Genomic DNA, 16,370 nt, shown 5'->3' with positions numbered 1-16,370 from the left:
TAGATCGTGACCTGCTGGCTGGTGACCGCCATACCGGCTCCCTGGTGGGTCGGGACAAGCGGTCAAGCTTAGGGCAGCCGGCCAAAATAGTTGTCGTCCACCGGCCAGAGTAATTGTCGCTCTATACACTTGCCATTTGTCGACGCGGATTTCGGCATATACTGGATCTCTGCGAAGCTCTGAGGGCTCCTTGACGTTCACCTCAAGGTTGTACCGCCTGGTGACGTACTCCTCGATACACTCCTTGATGCGTGCGGCATCCTGGCTATGGAAACTCCAGTCACCTGCAAAATCGAGGTCCTCGCTGTATCTTGGTGACCCTTGGCATAGCCGCAGCGAGGTTCCTCCCTGAAAGGTCAGTCCATCCAGGAGCCCTTCGCGATCCAGAGAGTACAAGATGTCCAAGTGAAGCAGTTCCTTCATGATCACCGGGCGCATGGCCTGACGACTAGGCTCTTGCATGGCTTGTGCTACGAGCTCATCGAAGTTTGCCCGCTCAATCTTCATTCAATGCCTCCATGTCGACCAGGTGGGTATTACGTCCCACGCGTTTTAGATCGGCCCATGCTGCTTCGAGCGTCGCGAAGCGCAACGGGCGCCCGATGTCGCGCATGCGTGACAGGAGGTCTCCCAACGAACGACTTGTGTGGGTAAATTCAATGGTGCCGTAGGGGGTTCGGTAAACGCCTTTGCGACCGGTTGTCATGACCGTGAGCCGGTCGACAGGGATTTGTGAGATGACCCCATATTCCGACAGCGCTGACTCCAGGCTCACATAGTTGTACTCGCCGCGTCGCATGGCGCTGGCAATACGCTCCAGCAGGTAGGCATCCCGGTGACGGGACTGCTTATATACATACACGCCACGCGTTGCGCTTTCGAGCAGGCCCTGCCGGCGAAGGCGGTTGATGCCTTCCTGCAACGTTTTTGGACTGTCCTGGGGAAATAGCTTGTGCAGGTCCCGATGAGTGAAGACATATCGCTCCCGACTGTCCCAGGCATCAAACTGCTGACGAGCGTCATTCATTTTCATAAATGGACACCTAAACTATATATAGATAGTGTATCTGTCCACTTGGTGTCGGGCAAGACAAGCAAAGACCCGCTTTTGACAGCGTAAATGGCATAGCATTGTGAAGTGGCAACCCCGAGCCAAGTCAGGCAGTGTCAAAACACTGCCTGACTTGGCTCGGGGTCTTTCGTTATACGCCCTTGGTCGGGATGGCTCATCTTGCAGGCTTGACTACACTGTCATACGGTAGTTTGAATTTGGCCGATATGGTGCAAGCGAGGACGTCCCGTGACCCGTTATCCCCACCTGTTCCGCCCGCTGGATCTAGGCAGCATGACACTGCCCAACCGGATTCTGATGGGTTCCATGCACACCAACCTGGAAGAGGCTCCCAATGGCTTTTCCCGGCTGGCAGCGTTCTATGCCGAGCGTGCCCGGGCCGGGGTGGGGCTGATCGTCACCGGCGGCATTGCACCCAACCCCGAAGGGGCGGTGTTCCAGGGCGCGGCCAAATTGACCTCCGCCGAGGAGGCCGCGCAGCATCGCCAGGTCACCGAGGCCGTGCATGCCGAGGAGGGTCGAATCTGTCTGCAGATTCTGCATGCCGGTCGCTATGCCTATTCGCCCGAACTGGTGGCGCCCTCGGCGATTCGTGCGCCGATCAACGCCCATATGCCGCATGAACTGACCTCCGATGAGGTCGAGGCGCAGATCGCCGACTACGTGCGCTGCGCGCAACTCGCCCGTGAGGCGGGTTACGACGGTGTCGAGGTAATGGGCTCGGAAGGCTATCTGATCAACCAGTTCATATGCACGCGCACGAATCACCGCGATGATGCCTGGGGAGGGACGTTCGAGAACCGCATCCGCTTTGCGGTGGAGGTCGTCGGGCGAATCCGCGAGGCACTTGGTCCCGATTTCCTGGTGATCTTCCGGCTGTCGATGCTCGATCTGGTCGAAGAGGGCAGTTCGTGGCGGGAAGTGGTGGCCTTGGGTCGTGCCATCGAGGCTGCCGGCGCCAACCTGATCAACACAGGAATCGGTTGGCACGAGGCGCGGGTGCCAACCATCGTCACCAGCGTGCCGCGGGCGGCCTTCACCGAGGTGACCCACCGCATGAAGGCGGAACTCTCGATCCCCTTGATCACCACCAACCGCATCAATATGCCAGAAGTCGCCGAGAGAGTACTTGCCGAGGGGCATGCCGACATGGTGTCGATGGCCAGGCCGTTTTTGGCCGATCCTGAGTGGGTCGCCAAGGCACGCGAAGGGCGGGAGCGGGAGATCAATACCTGCATCGCCTGCAACCAGGCCTGTCTTGACCATACCTTCCAGGGCAAGTTGGCCTCGTGCCTGGTCAACCCGCGTGCATGTCACGAGACGGAGCTGGTCATTGCACCGGCCGAAGAGCCGAAGGATATCGCCGTGGTCGGGGGCGGGCCAGCCGGCCTGGCCACCGCCGTGACCGCCGCCAGTCGCGGGCATCGGGTAACGCTGTTCGAACGTACCGGTACGTTGGGTGGCCAGTTCAATTACGCACGCAGGATCCCAGGCAAGGAAGAGTTCGACGAGACCCTGCGCTATTACAAGGCAATGCTCGACAAGCACGAGGTGGCAGTGCGCCTTAATACCGATGTCGATGTGCATACTCTAGGGGGCTTCGATGCGGTGGTGCTGGCGACGGGAGTGCGGCCGCGCGAGCTAGACCTGCCGGGGATCGATCACCCTAAGGTGATGAGCTATTCGATGGCCATCGTGCATCCCGAGCGGGTCGGTCGTCGGGTGGCGATCGTCGGTGCCGGGGGCATTGGCTTCGATGTTGCCGAATTGTTGACCCATGCCGGTCATCCGGCCCTGGATACCCGGGCCTGGTGCGATGAGTGGGGGGTGGATCTGAGCGTGGCGGAACGCGGTGGCCTGAAAGCACCGACTCGCCCCAAGACGCCGCGCCAAGTGTTTCTGCTGCAACGCAAGACCAGTAAGCCCGGCAAGGGATTGGGCAGGACCACCGGCTGGGTGCATCGTGCTTCGCTCAGGCACCGTGGCGTCGAGACCGTGGCGGGTTGCGAGTACATGGGGGTCGACGACGATGGTCTGCATATCCGTGTCGATGGCGAACCGCGTCGGCTCGAGGTCGACAGCATCGTGATCTGTGCCGGACAGGAGCCGGTGCGCGATCTGCTCGAGCCGCTGCACGCAGCCGGTGTCGCAGTGCACGTGATCGGCGGTGCCGATGAGGCGGCGGAACTCGATGCCAAGCGTGCCATCGACCAGGGGGCCCGCCTGGCCGCTTCGCTTTGAACTCACCATCCTGGCGTAAGACGATGATAGACTGGGAACGACACAGGATTTGTGTCGTTTCCCATGGCCCGCTATCTGGCCGAAGGGCTGGTCGGCCTGCCCGGGGTGGAGGCGATGTTTCCGACCCAGGCCAACAGTGTCTTCGTCAGTCTGCCGCCGGCCGCCATCGAACAGTTGCGCGAACGTGGCTGGACCTTCTATACCTTTATCGGAGCCGGTGGTGTGCGTTTCGTGTGTGCTTGGAACACCACTACCGAACTGCTGGATGCCTTGCTGGCCGATATCCACGAGTCGCTGGCCTCACTTTGACGCGGTGGCACCGCAAGCGGTTAACATGGCCGGAGCGGTGCTGCTCGATCTTGCGTTCAAAACAGAAAAAGATTCAACGAACCTTGTGACGCTGCACCGCTCTCATGGGTAGATGGCGGGCATTCGTGCGTTGCGTTCATGCGTTGCGTTGAAAAGCTTGACCAACCTTCGGCCATTAAATCTGTCTACGCTGATAGATACGCCACCTCGGCAATCTTGATATCCGTTTTCAGGCCGGGGAGTTGCGCTTAAGGAGGCTTCAATGAGCATCTTCGATCATATCCAGAACCGCTACGAACAGGCTCAGCAGGAAGAGATGAGCTTGCAGGAGTATCTGGAGCTGTGTCGCAGCGAGCCATCGGCCTATGCCTCGGCCGCCGAGCGCATACTGGAGGCGATTGGCGAGCCCGAGGTGATCGATACCGCTAAGGATCCTCGGCTGTCACGGATCTTCTCCAACAAGTTGATCCGGCGCTACCCGGCGTTTTCCGAGTTCTACGGCATGGAGGAGGCCATCGAGCAGATCGTCGCCTACTTCCGTCATGCCGCCCAGGGCTTGGAGGAGAGGAAGCAGATCCTGTATCTGCTGGGCCCGGTGGGGGGCGGCAAGTCGTCGTTGGCCGAACGGCTCAAGCTATTGATGGAGCGTGTGCCCTTCTATGCCATCAAGGGGTCGCCGGTGTGTGAATCACCGCTTGGCTTATTCTCGCCAGAGGAGGACGGCGAACTGCTTGAGAAGGAGTACAACATCCCACGTCGCCACCTGAAGAGTGTCATGTCTCCCTGGGCCGCCAAACGTCTCAAGGAGTACGGTGGCGATATCTCGCAGTTTCGCGTGGTGCGCCTGTACCCTTCGCGTCTCAACCAGATCGCCATTTCCAAGACCGAGCCGGGTGACGAGAACAACCAGGATATCTCCTCGCTGGTCGGTAAGGTCGACATACGCAAGCTCGAGATGTTCGCCCAGGACGATCCCGATGCCTACAGCTTCTCGGGTGGGCTGTGCAAGGCCAACCAGGGTCTGATGGAATTCATCGAGATGTTCAAGGCGCCGATCAAGGTGCTGCATCCGCTCCTGACCGCGACCCAGGAGGGCAACTACAACCCCACCGAGGGCATGGGGGCGATCCCGTTTGACGGTATCGTGCTGGCTCACTCCAACGAGAGCGAGTGGCAGACGTTCCGCAACAACCGCAACAACGAGGCGTTCCTCGACCGCGTCTATATCGTCAAGGTGCCGTACTGCCTGCGAGTCACCGAAGAGATCAAGATCTACAAGAAGTTGCTCGAACACTCCTCGCTCTCGGAAGCTCCCTGCGCACCGGACACGCTGCGCATGCTGGCGCAGTTCTCCGTGCTGTCTAGGCTCAAGGAGCCCGAGAACTCCAGCATCTATTCGAAAATGCGCGTCTATGACGGCGAGAATCTCAAGGATACCGACCCCAAGGCCAAGTCGATCCAGGAGTATCGCGACGCCGCTGGGGTCGACGAAGGCATGGACGGTCTGTCGACACGTTTCGCCTTCAAGATCCTGTCCAAGGTGTTCAACTTCGACAACCACGAGATCGCCGCCAACCCGGTGCACTTGCTGTACGTGCTGGAGCAGCGCCTGGAGCAGGAGCAACTGCCCAAGGATACCTTCGAGCGCTACCTGCGCTTCATCAAGGAGTTTCTGGCGCCGCGCTATGTCGATTTCATCGGCAAGGAGATCCAGACCGCCTATCTCGAATCCTACTCCGAGTACGGTCAGAACATTTTCGATCGCTATGTCACCTATGCCGATTTCTGGATCCAGGACCAGGAGTATCGCGACCCCGAGACAGGGGAGCTGTTCAACCGTCAGGCCCTCAACGAGGAACTGGAGAAGATCGAGAAGCCGGCCGGCATCTCCAACCCCAAGGACTTCCGTCACGAGGTGGTCAACTTCGTGCTGCGGGCGCGTGCCCAGAACAACGGCATGAACCCGAGCTGGCAGTCCTACGAGAAGCTCCGGGGTGTGATCGAGCAGAAGATGTTCGCCAACACCGAGGAGCTGTTGCCGGTGATCTCCTTCAACGCCAAGGCTTCGGCGGCGGACCAGAAGAAGCACGAGGATTTCGTGGCGCGGATGGTCGATCGCGGATATACCGAAAAACAGGTTCGACTGCTGTCCGAGTGGTACCTGCGCGTACGCAAGTCGCAATGACGTCCCGGACCAAGGGGTTTGGCCTGCAGTCGGCATATGCCCCCGGAGGGAAGCATGAGCTATTTCATCGATCGACGAGCCAACGCCAAGAACAAGAGCGCGGTCAACCGGCAGCGCTTTCTTGACCGCTACCGGACACATATCAAGCGCTCGGTGGAGGAGGCGGTCAATCGCCGCTCGATCACCGATATGGAGCGTGGTGAGAAGGTGTCGATACCGACCCGTGATATCTCCGAGCCGGTGTTCCAGCACGGCCCGGGCGGCAAGCGCAGTATCGTCAGCCCCGGCAACAAGGAGTTCGTCGAGGGTGATCGCCTGCGGCGGCCCGGCGGCGGCGGCGGTGGCGGTGGCGCCGGAGAAGGCGGAGCGTCGAATCAGGGCGAAGGGATGGACGAGTTCGCCTTCAGCCTGACTCGCGAGGAGTTTCTCGACTTCGTCTTCGATGGCCTGGAGTTGCCGCACCTGGAACGCAAGCAGTTGCTGGACCTCGAGGAGGTACGCCCGGTGCGGGCGGGGATTTCCCGTGACGGCGTGCCGGCACGCATCAATATCGTGCGCTCCATGCGCGAAGCCTATGCCCGGCGCATCGCCATGCGCGCGCCTATCCGGCGAGCCCTGCGCGAGGCTCAGGAAGCGCTGGAGGCCGAGGAGCGCAAGGATTCGGTACTGCGCAATCCGTCGCGCATCGCCGAACTCAGGGCCGAGATCGAACGTCTCGAGAAGCGGCTGGAAGCGGTGCCGTTCATCGATACCTATGACCTGCGCTACAACAACCTGATCAATCAGCCTCAACCGTCCAACAAGGCGGTGATGTTCTGCGTGATGGACGTCTCCGGCTCCATGACCCAGTCACACAAGGACATCGCCAAACGTTTCTTCCTGTTGCTGTACTTGTTCCTCGAACGCAACTATGAAAAGGTCGAACTAGTCTTCGTGCGTCACCATACGGCGGCCAAGGAGGTTGACGAAGACGAGTTCTTCTATTCACGGGAAACAGGCGGCACCATCGTTTCCAGTGCCCTGTCGCTGGTCGACGAGATCGTCACCGACCGTTATCCGCCATCTCAGTGGAACCTTTACGTGGCCCAGGCTTCGGACGGTGACAACTGGGACGATGATTCCACCACCTGTCGCGATCTGTTGCTCGATTCCTTGATGCCGCGGCTGCAATATTTTACCTATGTGGAGATCACCCCGCATGCCCATCAGGCGCTGTGGGAGGAATACGAGACGGTGGCTGCCGAATATCCGTCCCGCTTCGCCATGCGTCAGATCGTCGAAGGGGGAGACATCTATCCGGTATTTCGTGAGCTGTTTCGCCGCCGCGCCGAAGCCTGAGCCGGTTCGCTCCAGGAGGATGTATGACCCGACGCAAGCCCATCGCCACCGGTTCCGATTGGAATTTCGATATCCTGCATGATTTCGAGCAGGAGATTGCCCGTCTGGCCGACGAGTATCGTCTCGATACTTACCCCAACCAGATCGAAGTGATCACGTCGGAACAGATGATGGATGCCTATGCCAGCGTGGGCATGCCGGTGGGGTACCATCACTGGTCGTTCGGCAAGCAGTTCCTGGCAGTGGAACAGGCCTATCGACGTGGCCAGATGGGGCTCGCTTATGAGTTGGTGATCAACTCCAACCCCTGCATCGCCTACCTGATGGAAGAGAACACCCTGATGATGCAGGCGTTGGTGATGGCCCATGCCTGTTACGGGCACAATTCCTTCTTCAAGGGCAACTATCTGTTCCGAACCTGGACCGATGCGGCGTCGATCATCGACTATCTGGTGTTTGCCCGGAAGTACGTCGATGAGTGCGAGGAGCGGCATGGCGTAACAGCGGTGGAACAACTCCTCGACGCCTGCCATGCGCTGCAGAATTACGGTGTCGACCGCTACAAGCGCCCCTCTCCGATTTCTCCCGAAGAGGAGGCCCAGCGTCAGGCCGAGCGCGAGGCCTACCTGCAAGCCCAGGTCAACATGCTGTGGCGCACCATTCCCAATCTCAAGGATGGCGAGCGTGAAGAGGACACTTTCGACGAAGAGGATCCCTTGGGCCTGCATCAGAATGGGCGTTATCCGCCGGAGCCCCAGGAAAACCTGCTCTACTTCATCGAGAAGAACGCGCCGCTGCTGGCTCCCTGGCAGCGCGAGATCGTACGCATCGTGCGCAAGCTGGCCCAGTACTTCTATCCCCAGCGCCAGACCCAGGTGATGAACGAAGGGTGGGCGACTTTCTGGCACTATACGCTGATGCATCGCATGTTCGACGAGGGGATGGTCGACGAAGGGCTGATGCTCGAGTTCCTGCAGTCGCACACTGCGGTGGTCAACCAACCGGGGTTCGATAGCCCCTACTACAGTGGCATCAATCCCTATGCGTTGGGATTCGCGATGTTCTGCGACATCAAGCGCATCTGCCAGGAGCCGACGGAAGAGGATCGCGAGTGGTTCCCCGATATCGCCGGTAGCGATTGGTTGGATACCTTGCACTTCGCCATGCGCAACTTCAAGGACGAGTCCTTCATCCAGCAGTTCCTGTCGCCCAAAGTGATTCGCGATCTCAAACTGTTCACCGTGGTCGATGACGATCAGGACGAGATGCTGACCGTCAGCGCCATCCACGACGAGCGTGGTTATCAGCGGATTCGCGAAGAGCTGTCGACGCAGTACGCGCTGTCGGTCCGTGAACCCAACATTCAGGTCTATTCGGCCGACATTCGTGGCGATCGCTCGTTGACCTTGCATCATGTCCAGGATCGCCGACGGCCGTTAGCCAAGAGCGTCTATCCGGTGATGCGCCATCTGCACCAGTTGTGGGGTTTCCCGGTCAAGTTGGAGTCGATCGACAACGGTGAAGTGGTGCGCCGCTATCAGTGGCCCTTGCCCGATGACGACCCACGCGACTGATGGCAACCGAACACCCATGTACGACAACGCGCCGCTGGTTGGCCAGCGGCGCGTCGTTGTCATCGGTTGGTGTGGTTCAAGCCAGGCCAGGTTGTCATCCCGCCCGCTCGGTCCATGACTGACACCAGCCGCCCGGTTCGACGCTGTTGTTGGGAAATAGCTGGCAGCCCTCGGTGTCAGGTTGGAAGAACATGCAGTTGGCGCAGGTTTCGCCTTCCTCGTAGGCGGGGTGATCGCTGGCGTCGCTGGCGCTCTCCACGTAGTTGAGGGCCTGGGCGTCTGGGGATTCCGGGTCCAGGCGAGGCAGGTCCTGTGCAAAAGCGGTCTTGGACAATACGCCGATGCCCAATGGCAGGGCAGCCAGCCCAAGCAGGCTGTGGCGCATGAAGTCACGACGACTCTGGTTTGCCATGGTCTCTCCTTATCGTCCTTGGTGAGTGCCAACCATGCCTTGCCAGGGGCATGCGGCACTCGTCACGGTGGTCATGATGATCGTTGTTATGCAATGACTCCGACATCCGGCGGTATCGGTAGTTCGACTTCTTTATCCTAGTCAAAAGAGCCAGGGAAGCGCGAACGCCGTTCCTGAAAAGGCGATGTCGATTCTGTCGAGGCGGGGCCACTGCTATACTCGCGCCATCGATAGCATTTCCACGCCGACAGGCTGACAGCCATCCAGGAGGAGTGACCATGCAGAATGCCGTGATTCTGATCAATACCGAGAAGGGGCAGGTCAAGGCTGTCGCCGAACGTCTGGCCGATGTCGAAGGCATCAGCGAGGTCTATTCCACCTGTGGTCGCTACGATTTGGTCGCCATTGCCCGCACTCGGGACTTCGAAAGCCTGGCGACACTGGTTACCGAGCACTTGAATCTGGTCGAGGGGATTCGCGATACCGAAACCCTTAATGCCCTTCAGGTTCATTCCCGTCACGACCTCGAAACCATGTTTTCGGTCGGTTGGTAAACGCTCACTGGGGCGGTAGTTTCCTCGGTCTTTCGGTGATGAAAGGCCTTTCCTGTTTATTGTCACGAGTCAGCAAGCGTTCACTGATGAGAAAACGGACTTCCTTGTGGCGCCGTCAGGCGCGCAATCTTGGCGTCAGCCTGGTGTTCGTGATGGTTGCCACGGGGCTGTGGTACACCCAGGAAAGGGACTATCGCGATCGGCTGAGCTGGATGGGGGTGCCTACGTGGGAGGTCTTGTCCCCTACCAGTGTGCACCGTGTGCTGCGCAACGACGGCTTCCTGGTCGGCTGGTCGGACGTGCGCGTCAATCCCTTGTGGGTGAGTTATACCCTGCAGACAGTGGATGACCCGCGTGCCGGGCCGCGACCGGACTTCCAGCGCGACTGGCGTACCCTGTGGCCGATTGCCGCCGATAGCTATTTCGGCAGTGGCTACGACCGTGGACACTTGGCACCCAACTATGCCATCGCGACCGTACACGGGCGAGGTGCGCAGCAGCAGACCTTCTTGATGAGCAATATCTCGCCGCAGCGCCCGGATTTCAATCGGCGCTTGTGGCAGCGGCTGGAAGAGGTAGTGATCGATCACTTCGCCCCGCGCTTCGGCACGTTGCAGGTGGTCACCGGGCCGGTGTTCCCCGAGCGTTTCCTCGACAATGTTCTTAACCGCGTGGGGTTGGTCGAGATTCCCGAGGCTTTCTACAAGATCATCGTAGTGCCGGCCGATCAGCCGGTAGCACTGGCGTTTCTCGTCCCCCAGAACGTCAGGGGCAACGAACCTCTGGATCGCTACGTGGTCAGCATCGACGAGATCGAGGCACGCACGGGGCTGAATTTCTTCCCCAACCTACCTGAAGGCGCGGCCAGAGTGCTGGAAGGGCAGGTGCGTACCCAAGGGTGGGAACTGGAGAAAGTGGCTAGATTGCCTTCGCGCTTCTGATGAACCAGGGAGAGTGCGGAACAGGGCTGCACTTGCCAGGCTCTGAGTATGCGAGCTGGAAGCGAGAGTCGATGTTCAGGGGGGATCATGACACGGTCGAGGACACTCGTGGTGCCCAGGAGAGGACTTGAACCTCCACGTCCGTAAGGACACTAGCACCTGAAGCTAGCGCGTCTACCAATTCCGCCACCTGGGCGTGTCATGTACGTCGTGTTCGCTTGGCTGGGCCGATGGTGCCCAGGAGAGGACTTGAACCTCCACGTCCGTAAGGACACTAGCACCTGAAGCTAGCGCGTCTACCAATTCCGCCACCTGGGCGAACACGAACTGTCGAGTCTTGCAAAGATAGGGATCTTCATCCCAAGATATCCCTCGTAACGACGAATGGGATATCAGTGGTGCCCAGGAGAGGACTTGAACCTCCACGTCCGTAAGGACACTAGCACCTGAAGCTAGCGCGTCTACCAATTCCGCCACCTGGGCAAGTGGCGGGTATGATACCGATTCCATCGTACAATGCAAGCCTGCGAGAGTGTATGCGCGCAACTTTCGACGGCATCGCCGCGGGCTACTCGGCATGGTGCGAGACCGGGGTGGTTGGGTCACGCCTTATGCGGCGCTATACTGCTGCCATGATCATGAATCCTCGCAGTATTGCCTCACTCCCGCGGCTTCTCGCCATTTCATCAAGGACGTTTACCGCATGACCCATTGGACGCTACGCGACGATCCGCACGCGGAACGTGAAGCCCGTAAATACGGCAAGCCGATCCCCAGCCGCGAATATCTGCTCGCCCGGCTGGAGGAGTACGGTAAACCCATCACGCACGAAAACATGAGCCGCATGCTGGGCCTCGAGGACGAGGAACAGATGGAAGCCGTGCGTCGCCGCCTGGCAGCCATGGAGCGCGACGGCCAGGTACTGCGCGACCGGCGAGGTGCCTACGCGCTGATCGACAAGCTCGATCTGATCAAGGGTAAGGTGCTGGGGCACCGCGACGGCTTCGGCTTCCTGCTGCGCGACGACGGCAAGAAGCCCGACCTGGTGCTGCCGCCACGCCAGATGCGACGGGTCTTCCATGGCGATCACGTGCTGGTGCGCGTCAGTGGACGCGACCGCCGCGGTCGCGACGAGGCCACCATTGCCGAGATCATCGCCCGCAACACCCAGACCGTCGTCGGGCTTTATCGCCAGCACAACGACGAGTTCGGCATACTGATCCCCGAAAATACCCGCATTACCCAGGAAGTGTTGATCCCACATAGTGCCTGCGGCGGTGCGCAGAGTGGCCAGATCGTCTCGGCACGCATCGTGCGCCAGCCCGAGACCCGGGTGCAGCCGGTGGGAGAAGTGGTCGAGGTGCTGGGCGAGCGCATGGATCCGGGTATGGAGATCGACATCGCCATTCGCAGCTATGATATCCCCGCCGATTTTCCACCCGACGTGGATGAGCAGATCGCCGGCATGTCCGCCGAGGTGGCGGAAACCGACAAGGCGCATCGCATCGACTTGCGTCACCTGCCACTGGTCACCATCGACGACGAAACGGCCAAAGACTTCGACGACGCCGTGTGCGCCTGGAAGACCAAGTCCGGGAGCTGGAAGTTGGTCGTGGCCATCGCCGACGTTTCCCACTACGTGCGTCCTGGAAGCCCGCTCGATCAGGAAGCGCATGTCCGCGGCAACTCGGTGTATTTCCCGGGACAGGTGGTGCCGATGCTGCCGGAACTGCTGTCCAATGGCCTGTGTTCGCTGAATCCCGGCGTCGATCGCCTGGCCATGGTCTGCGAGCTGAACATCTCGAAGACCGGTGCCATCAGCCGCTATTGCTTTTATGAGGCTGTCTTCCAGTCCCAGGGGCGGCTGACCTATACCAAGGTCGGCAAGATCCTCCAGGAGCCCGACAGCCCTGAAGGGCGCGAACTGCGCGAGCAGTATCGTGACCTGGTACCCTCGCTCGAGAACCTGCACGAGCTGTACAAACTGCTGCGTGGGGCACGCAGCGAGCGCGGCGCCATTGATTTCGAGACCACCGAGACGGCGATCATCTTCAACGACGAGCGCAAGATCGAGACCATCGTGCCACGCCAACGCAACGATGCGCACAAGATCATCGAGGAGTGCATGCTGGCGGCCAACGTGGCCACGGCGCGCTTTCTCGACAAGCATGACCTGCCGGGGCTGTATCGAATCCACGAATCGCCGCCCCCCGAGCGCCTCGATAAGCTGCGCCTGTTCCTCAACGAATTGGGGCTGTCGCTGGGTGGCGGCGACGAGCCCACGCCGCAGGACTACCAGGAGCTGCGCGAGGTGATCAAGGATCGTCCCGACGCCGATATCATCCAGACGGTGATGTTGCGTTCGATGAACCAGGCGGTCTACTCGCCGCACAACGAAGGCCATTTCGGTCTGGCCTATCCGGCCTATGCGCACTTCACCTCGCCGATTCGCCGTTATCCCGATCTACTGGTGCATCGCGCCATCCGTTCGGTGGTCCGTGGCCCTCGTCAGACGGCCACGGTGTTGCGCGCCGAAAGCGCGCCAGTAGATCCGCCCAGCAAATGGTGCCCCTACACCTTCGAGCAGATGGTCGAACTCGGCGAGCACTGTTCGATGACCGAACGTCGTGCCGACGACGCCACCCGTGACGTCGAGGACTGGCTGAAGTGCGAGTTCATGTCCGACAAGGTTGGCGAGGTGTACGAGGGCTCCATCGCCTCCGTGACCCAGTTCGGCATCTTCGTGCGCCTTGACGAGGTCTATGTCGAGGGCCTGGTGCATGTCACCTCGCTGCCTTCCGACTACTATCACTACGAACCCGAAAAGCATCGCCTCAAAGGTGAGCGCACGGGTGTCAGCTATCGCCTCGGCGACGGGGTCACGGTGCGGGTAGCGCGAGTCGATCTCGATGACCGCAAGATCGATTTCGACTTGGCCGACGAGAAGCCGCGACCGCGTCGTGCCCCACGTCGTCGCAAGCCAGGTCTGGAGCAGAGCGACGCCGGGCCGGCCAAGAAGGCAGACGCCAAGCCGAAAGGTCGGCGCCGCAAGTCGCGTGGTGGTGTCGAGGCTGCCAAGGGCCCTCGACGCGGGCCACGCAAGGCGCGGGGTGGAAAACGCTGATGTCGAGCCGCAAACGGCAAGGTGGCCGAGCCGGAGTCAAGGCACCGGGAGGGCTCGATGTAGTATATGGCGTGCATGCCGTGCGTGCGCTGCTCGAGCGCGACGAAGCGCCCCGCGAACTGTGGATTCAGGAGGGCGGTGCGGCGTCACGCCTGGCCGAAGTGGTCGATAGGGCTCGTTCGGGCGGCGCGCGTATCCGCACCCAATCGCGCGAGGCACTTGATGACCTGGCTCAGGGCGCGGCCCACCAGGGGGTCGTCGCTTTCTGTGCGCCGCTCGCCGCGGAGGGAGAGGAATCGTTGTGGCTTAGGTTGGGTGCCTGGACGAGGGACGAGCCGCCGCTATTGCTGATCCTGGACGGCGTCACCGACGTGCACAATTTCGGCGCTTGCCTGCGCAGTGCCGATGCCGCTGGCGTGCATGGCGTGATCGTGCCCAAGGACAAAGCCGCGCCGCTCAATGCCACGGTGCGCAAGGTGGCCTGCGGCGCTGCCGAGGTGGTGCCGGTCTATCAGGTCACCAACCTGGCCCGAACCATGGCACGCCTCAAGGAACGGGGGGTATGGATCACCGGTACCGCCGGCGAGGCCGAGGCCAGCCTCTACGAGGGCGACTATACCGGGCCATGTGCGCTGGCGATGGGCGCCGAGGGCAAGGGGCTCCGACGCCTGACCCGCGAGTCCTGTGATGGCCTGGTCAAACTGCCCATGGCCGGCAAGGTTTCCAGCCTCAACGTTTCGGTGGCCACCGGTATCTGTCTATTCGAGGCGGTCAGGCAAAGAAGCTTGAAGCTTGAAGAGCGGCGCTCCGCGCCTGGAAGCTAGAAGAAAAAAACCTTGATCCGAACTTCAGGGGCAATATGCTGCCTTCCAGCTTCCAGCTTCCAGCTTCCAGCTTCCAGCTTCCAGCTTCCAGCTTCCAGCTTCCAGCTTCCAGCTTCCAGCTTCCAGCTTCCAGCTTCCAGCTTCCAGCTTGCTAACCCATCCGCTAATCTTTAGAATGCTAGCGCCCGTTCGACCCTTGAGCGGGCATTTGCGTATATTACTATCACCTCCTTGCTTCCCCGGAGCGCATCGAGCCTCACGCGGAAGCTGCCAAACCGTAAGGAGAACCCATGCGTCACTACGAAATCGTGTTCATGGTTCACCCGGACCAGAGCGAACAGGTTCCGGCGATGGTCGAGCGTTACACCAGCCTCGTCACCGAGAGCGGTGGTACCGTGCATCGTCTGGAAGATTGGGGGCGTCGTCACCTCGCCTATCCGATCAACAAGATCCACAAGGCCCACTATGTGCTGATGAACGTCGAATGCAGTGGCGAGACGCTCGAGGAAATCGAGAACATCTTCCGCTTCAACGATGCCATCATCCGTAGCCTGGTCGTGCGCTGCAAGGAAGCCATCACCGAAGCCTCTCCGATGATGAAACCGGCGGAAGAGAAGCGTCCGCGTCGCGAAGACAAGCCCCGCGAGCGCTCCACCGAAACCGCTGAAGCCCAATAACGCACGTCCAGAGGAGATTCTTCAATGGCACGCTTTTTCCGTCGCCGCAAGTTCTGCCGCTTCACCGCTGAAGGCGTGAAGCAGATCGATTACAAGGATATCGATACGCTCAAGGCCTACATCACCGAAACCGGCAAGATCGTTCCAAGCCGCATTACCGGTACCCGGGCCCGTTATCAGCGCCAACTGTCCACCGCCGTCAAGCGGGCACGTTACCTGGCGCTGCTGCCGTATACCGATAGCCACCAATAAGCCTGTCGCGTGATGCTCCCGATCGCCCGCTGGCTGATGCGCGGCACTCCCTATGCGGCGGGGGCGGCGGCACTCGCGGCCGTAGTGCCCTGGCTGTTCTGGCTCAGTGCCGCCATTGCCGCACTGGTGACGCTGCGTCGTGGATTGGCTCCGGCTACACCGGTGATCCTGGGTGCCGCCGTGCCTTCCGGCTGGTGGTGGATGCAAGGTGACGCCATTCCGTTGGCGAGTGTCCTGCTGGTGACGCTGATGGCGGTGGTACTGCGCTCGCGCATGCGCTGGAGCGAGGCGCTGATAGCCGGCGCGCTGGCCGCCACCGGGATGGTGCAACTGGGCATCTTCTTGCCGCCAGGCGGCGCTGGCCCCCTGCTCGAGCAGGCGCGGCAGGGCTCGCCAGAGATCGATCGCATGCTCCAGGATCTCGCCGGTCAGGGGGTTGCCACCGAACAATTGGCGGCGTTGCTGATCGGTGGCGTCACCGGGCTGATCGTCTTGCTGGCTGCGGTGGTTTGCCTGGCTCTGGCACGGAACTGGCAGGCCGGCCTCTACAACCCCGGCGGCTTCCGCGAGGAGTTCCATGCGCTGCGTCTCTCGCCCAGGGAACTGGTCTTGCTGGTGGTCCTGGGTGTGGTCGGGATGGTGCTTGGGTTTCCGGCGCTGGCGATGCTGGCTTGGGTGCCGCTATTGGTGGCGGGCATTGCGCTGATACATGGTGTTATTGGTCTCAAGGGGATGAACGGGCTCTGGCTGGTGGCCTTTTATGTATTGCTGGTGACCACCTGGCCCATGATTCTGATCGTGCTGCTGCTGGCCTTTATCGATACGCTCGCGAATATTCGCGCGCGCATAGCCCGCAGCGACTGACAA

Annotated in this window: 14 protein-coding genes, 3 tRNA genes and 1 pseudogene; 12 read left to right on the top strand and 6 right to left on the bottom strand. The window is 60.7% G+C overall.

Annotation, left to right across the window (positions count from 1 at the left end; all coding sequences use genetic code 11):
* A partial coding sequence (locus IE093_RS15295; protein ID WP_189470668.1) for a nucleotidyl transferase AbiEii/AbiGii toxin family protein occupies window positions 1-507 on the bottom strand: 507 nt, incomplete at its 3' end.
* Window positions 497-1,033 carry a type IV toxin-antitoxin system AbiEi family antitoxin gene (abiEi, locus tag IE093_RS15290; protein ID WP_189470666.1) on the bottom strand — a complete coding sequence of 179 codons (537 nt, stop codon included), beginning with the start codon at window positions 1,031-1,033 and terminating at the stop codon, window positions 497-499. The genes IE093_RS15295 and abiEi, both read right to left, overlap by 11 nt.
* 267 nt (window positions 1,034-1,300) lie before the next feature.
* Here abiEi and IE093_RS15285 point away from each other — a divergent pair, with 267 nt between their 5' ends.
* The 5 genes and pseudogenes from IE093_RS15285 to IE093_RS15265 all read left to right on the top strand — a co-directional run bounded on the left by IE093_RS15285 (window position 1,301) and on the right by IE093_RS15265 (window position 8,719).
* Window positions 1,301-3,313, top strand: coding sequence for an NADPH-dependent 2,4-dienoyl-CoA reductase (locus tag IE093_RS15285; RefSeq protein ID WP_189470665.1), 2,013 nt, complete (start codon window positions 1,301-1,303; stop codon window positions 3,311-3,313).
* A 63-nt stretch (window positions 3,314-3,376) separates the two neighbouring features.
* Window positions 3,377-3,622, top strand: a pseudogene (locus tag IE093_RS15280) (threonine aldolase); the annotation flags it as partial.
* Window positions 3,623-3,884: 262 nt separating this feature from the next.
* The gene (locus tag IE093_RS15275) at window positions 3,885-5,807 is read left to right on the top strand and encodes a PrkA family serine protein kinase (protein ID WP_189470663.1); all 1,923 of its coding nucleotides are present in this window, start codon (window positions 3,885-3,887) and stop codon (window positions 5,805-5,807) included.
* Window positions 5,808-5,861: 54 nt separating this feature from the next.
* A complete protein-coding gene (locus tag IE093_RS15270) occupies window positions 5,862-7,145 on the top strand; it encodes a YeaH/YhbH family protein (RefSeq protein ID WP_189470661.1) in 1,284 nt (427 codons plus the stop codon).
* Window positions 7,146-7,168: 23 nt separating this feature from the next.
* Window positions 7,169-8,719 (top strand): SpoVR family protein, encoded by a 1,551-nt coding sequence (locus IE093_RS15265; RefSeq protein ID WP_189470660.1) that lies wholly within the window; start codon window positions 7,169-7,171, stop codon window positions 8,717-8,719.
* 94 nt (window positions 8,720-8,813) lie between these two features.
* Here the strand turns inward: IE093_RS15265 and IE093_RS15260 are convergent, their stop codons facing one another.
* On the bottom strand, window positions 8,814-9,131 hold the full coding sequence (locus tag IE093_RS15260) for a high-potential iron-sulfur protein (RefSeq protein WP_189470658.1): 318 nt from the start codon (window positions 9,129-9,131) through the stop codon (window positions 8,814-8,816).
* Window positions 9,132-9,409: 278 nt separating this feature from the next.
* Between IE093_RS15260 and IE093_RS15255 the strand changes: the two genes are divergently transcribed.
* On the top strand, window positions 9,410-9,685 hold the full coding sequence (locus tag IE093_RS15255; protein WP_189470656.1) for an Lrp/AsnC family transcriptional regulator: 276 nt from the start codon (window positions 9,410-9,412) through the stop codon (window positions 9,683-9,685).
* Window positions 9,686-9,771: 86 nt separating this feature from the next.
* Complete coding sequence (locus tag IE093_RS15250; RefSeq protein WP_189470654.1) at window positions 9,772-10,626, top strand: DNA/RNA non-specific endonuclease; 855 nt, start codon at window positions 9,772-9,774, stop codon at window positions 10,624-10,626.
* Window positions 10,627-10,735: 109 nt separating this feature from the next.
* Here the strand turns inward: IE093_RS15250 and IE093_RS15245 are convergent.
* The 3 genes from IE093_RS15245 to IE093_RS15235 form a co-directional block, all read right to left on the bottom strand.
* Window positions 10,736-10,822 (bottom strand) — tRNA-Leu (locus IE093_RS15245).
* 35 nt (window positions 10,823-10,857) lie between these two features.
* Window positions 10,858-10,944 (bottom strand) — tRNA-Leu (locus IE093_RS15240).
* Window positions 10,945-11,022: 78 nt separating this feature from the next.
* Window positions 11,023-11,109: transfer RNA gene (locus IE093_RS15235), tRNA-Leu, on the bottom strand.
* A gap of 220 nt (window positions 11,110-11,329) precedes the next feature.
* On the opposite strand from IE093_RS15235, the gene rnr reads away from it, so the two are divergent.
* The 5 genes from rnr (at window position 11,330) to IE093_RS15210 (ending at window position 16,367) form a co-directional block, all read left to right on the top strand.
* Window positions 11,330-13,750 carry a ribonuclease R gene (gene rnr / locus IE093_RS15230; RefSeq protein WP_189470652.1) on the top strand — a complete coding sequence of 807 codons (2,421 nt, stop codon included), beginning with the start codon at window positions 11,330-11,332 and terminating at the stop codon, window positions 13,748-13,750.
* Window positions 13,750-14,574, top strand: a complete 825-nt coding sequence (gene rlmB, locus IE093_RS15225) for a 23S rRNA (guanosine(2251)-2'-O)-methyltransferase RlmB (protein ID WP_189470650.1) — start codon at window positions 13,750-13,752, stop codon at window positions 14,572-14,574. Before rnr ends, rlmB begins: the two co-directional genes overlap by 1 nt.
* Before the next feature lie 290 nt (window positions 14,575-14,864).
* The gene (gene rpsF / locus IE093_RS15220) at window positions 14,865-15,251 is read left to right on the top strand and encodes a 30S ribosomal protein S6 (RefSeq protein ID WP_189470648.1); all 387 of its coding nucleotides are present in this window, start codon (window positions 14,865-14,867) and stop codon (window positions 15,249-15,251) included.
* 24 nt (window positions 15,252-15,275) lie between these two features.
* Window positions 15,276-15,503, top strand: coding sequence for a 30S ribosomal protein S18 (gene rpsR, locus IE093_RS15215; protein ID WP_189470646.1), 228 nt, complete (start codon window positions 15,276-15,278; stop codon window positions 15,501-15,503).
* A 12-nt stretch (window positions 15,504-15,515) separates the two neighbouring features.
* Window positions 15,516-16,367 carry a YybS family protein gene (locus IE093_RS15210; protein WP_189470673.1) on the top strand — a complete coding sequence of 284 codons (852 nt, stop codon included), beginning with the start codon at window positions 15,516-15,518 and terminating at the stop codon, window positions 16,365-16,367.
* Window positions 16,368-16,370 lie beyond the last annotated feature (3 nt).

This window comes from Litchfieldella qijiaojingensis, assembly GCF_014651875.1.
Lineage (GTDB): Bacteria > Pseudomonadota > Gammaproteobacteria > Pseudomonadales > Halomonadaceae > Litchfieldella > Litchfieldella qijiaojingensis.
Note: the sequence above shows the minus strand (reverse complement) of the source record. Positions and strands in the feature narration are given on the sequence as shown.

What these genes read in the sequence shown, in the direction of transcription:
- IE093_RS15210 (WP_189470673.1), top strand. Translation starts at nt 15,516, where the DNA reads ATGCTCCCGATCGCCCGCTGGCTGATGCGCGGCACTCCCTATGCGGCG.
- rpsF (WP_189470648.1), top strand. Translation starts at nt 14,865, where the DNA reads ATGCGTCACTACGAAATCGTGTTCATGGTTCACCCGGACCAGAGCGAA.
- IE093_RS15270 (WP_189470661.1), top strand. Translation starts at nt 5,862, where the DNA reads ATGAGCTATTTCATCGATCGACGAGCCAACGCCAAGAACAAGAGCGCG.
- IE093_RS15255 (WP_189470656.1), top strand. Translation starts at nt 9,410, where the DNA reads ATGCAGAATGCCGTGATTCTGATCAATACCGAGAAGGGGCAGGTCAAG.
- abiEi (WP_189470666.1), bottom strand. Translation starts at nt 1,033, where the DNA reads ATGAAAATGAATGACGCTCGTCAGCAGTTTGATGCCTGGGACAGTCGG.
- rlmB (WP_189470650.1), top strand. Translation starts at nt 13,750, where the DNA reads ATGTCGAGCCGCAAACGGCAAGGTGGCCGAGCCGGAGTCAAGGCACCG.
- rpsR (WP_189470646.1), top strand. Translation starts at nt 15,276, where the DNA reads ATGGCACGCTTTTTCCGTCGCCGCAAGTTCTGCCGCTTCACCGCTGAA.
- IE093_RS15250 (WP_189470654.1), top strand. Translation starts at nt 9,772, where the DNA reads ATGAGAAAACGGACTTCCTTGTGGCGCCGTCAGGCGCGCAATCTTGGC.
- IE093_RS15265 (WP_189470660.1), top strand. Translation starts at nt 7,169, where the DNA reads ATGACCCGACGCAAGCCCATCGCCACCGGTTCCGATTGGAATTTCGAT.
- IE093_RS15275 (WP_189470663.1), top strand. Translation starts at nt 3,885, where the DNA reads ATGAGCATCTTCGATCATATCCAGAACCGCTACGAACAGGCTCAGCAG.
- IE093_RS15260 (WP_189470658.1), bottom strand. Translation starts at nt 9,131, where the DNA reads ATGGCAAACCAGAGTCGTCGTGACTTCATGCGCCACAGCCTGCTTGGG.
- rnr (WP_189470652.1), top strand. Translation starts at nt 11,330, where the DNA reads ATGACCCATTGGACGCTACGCGACGATCCGCACGCGGAACGTGAAGCC.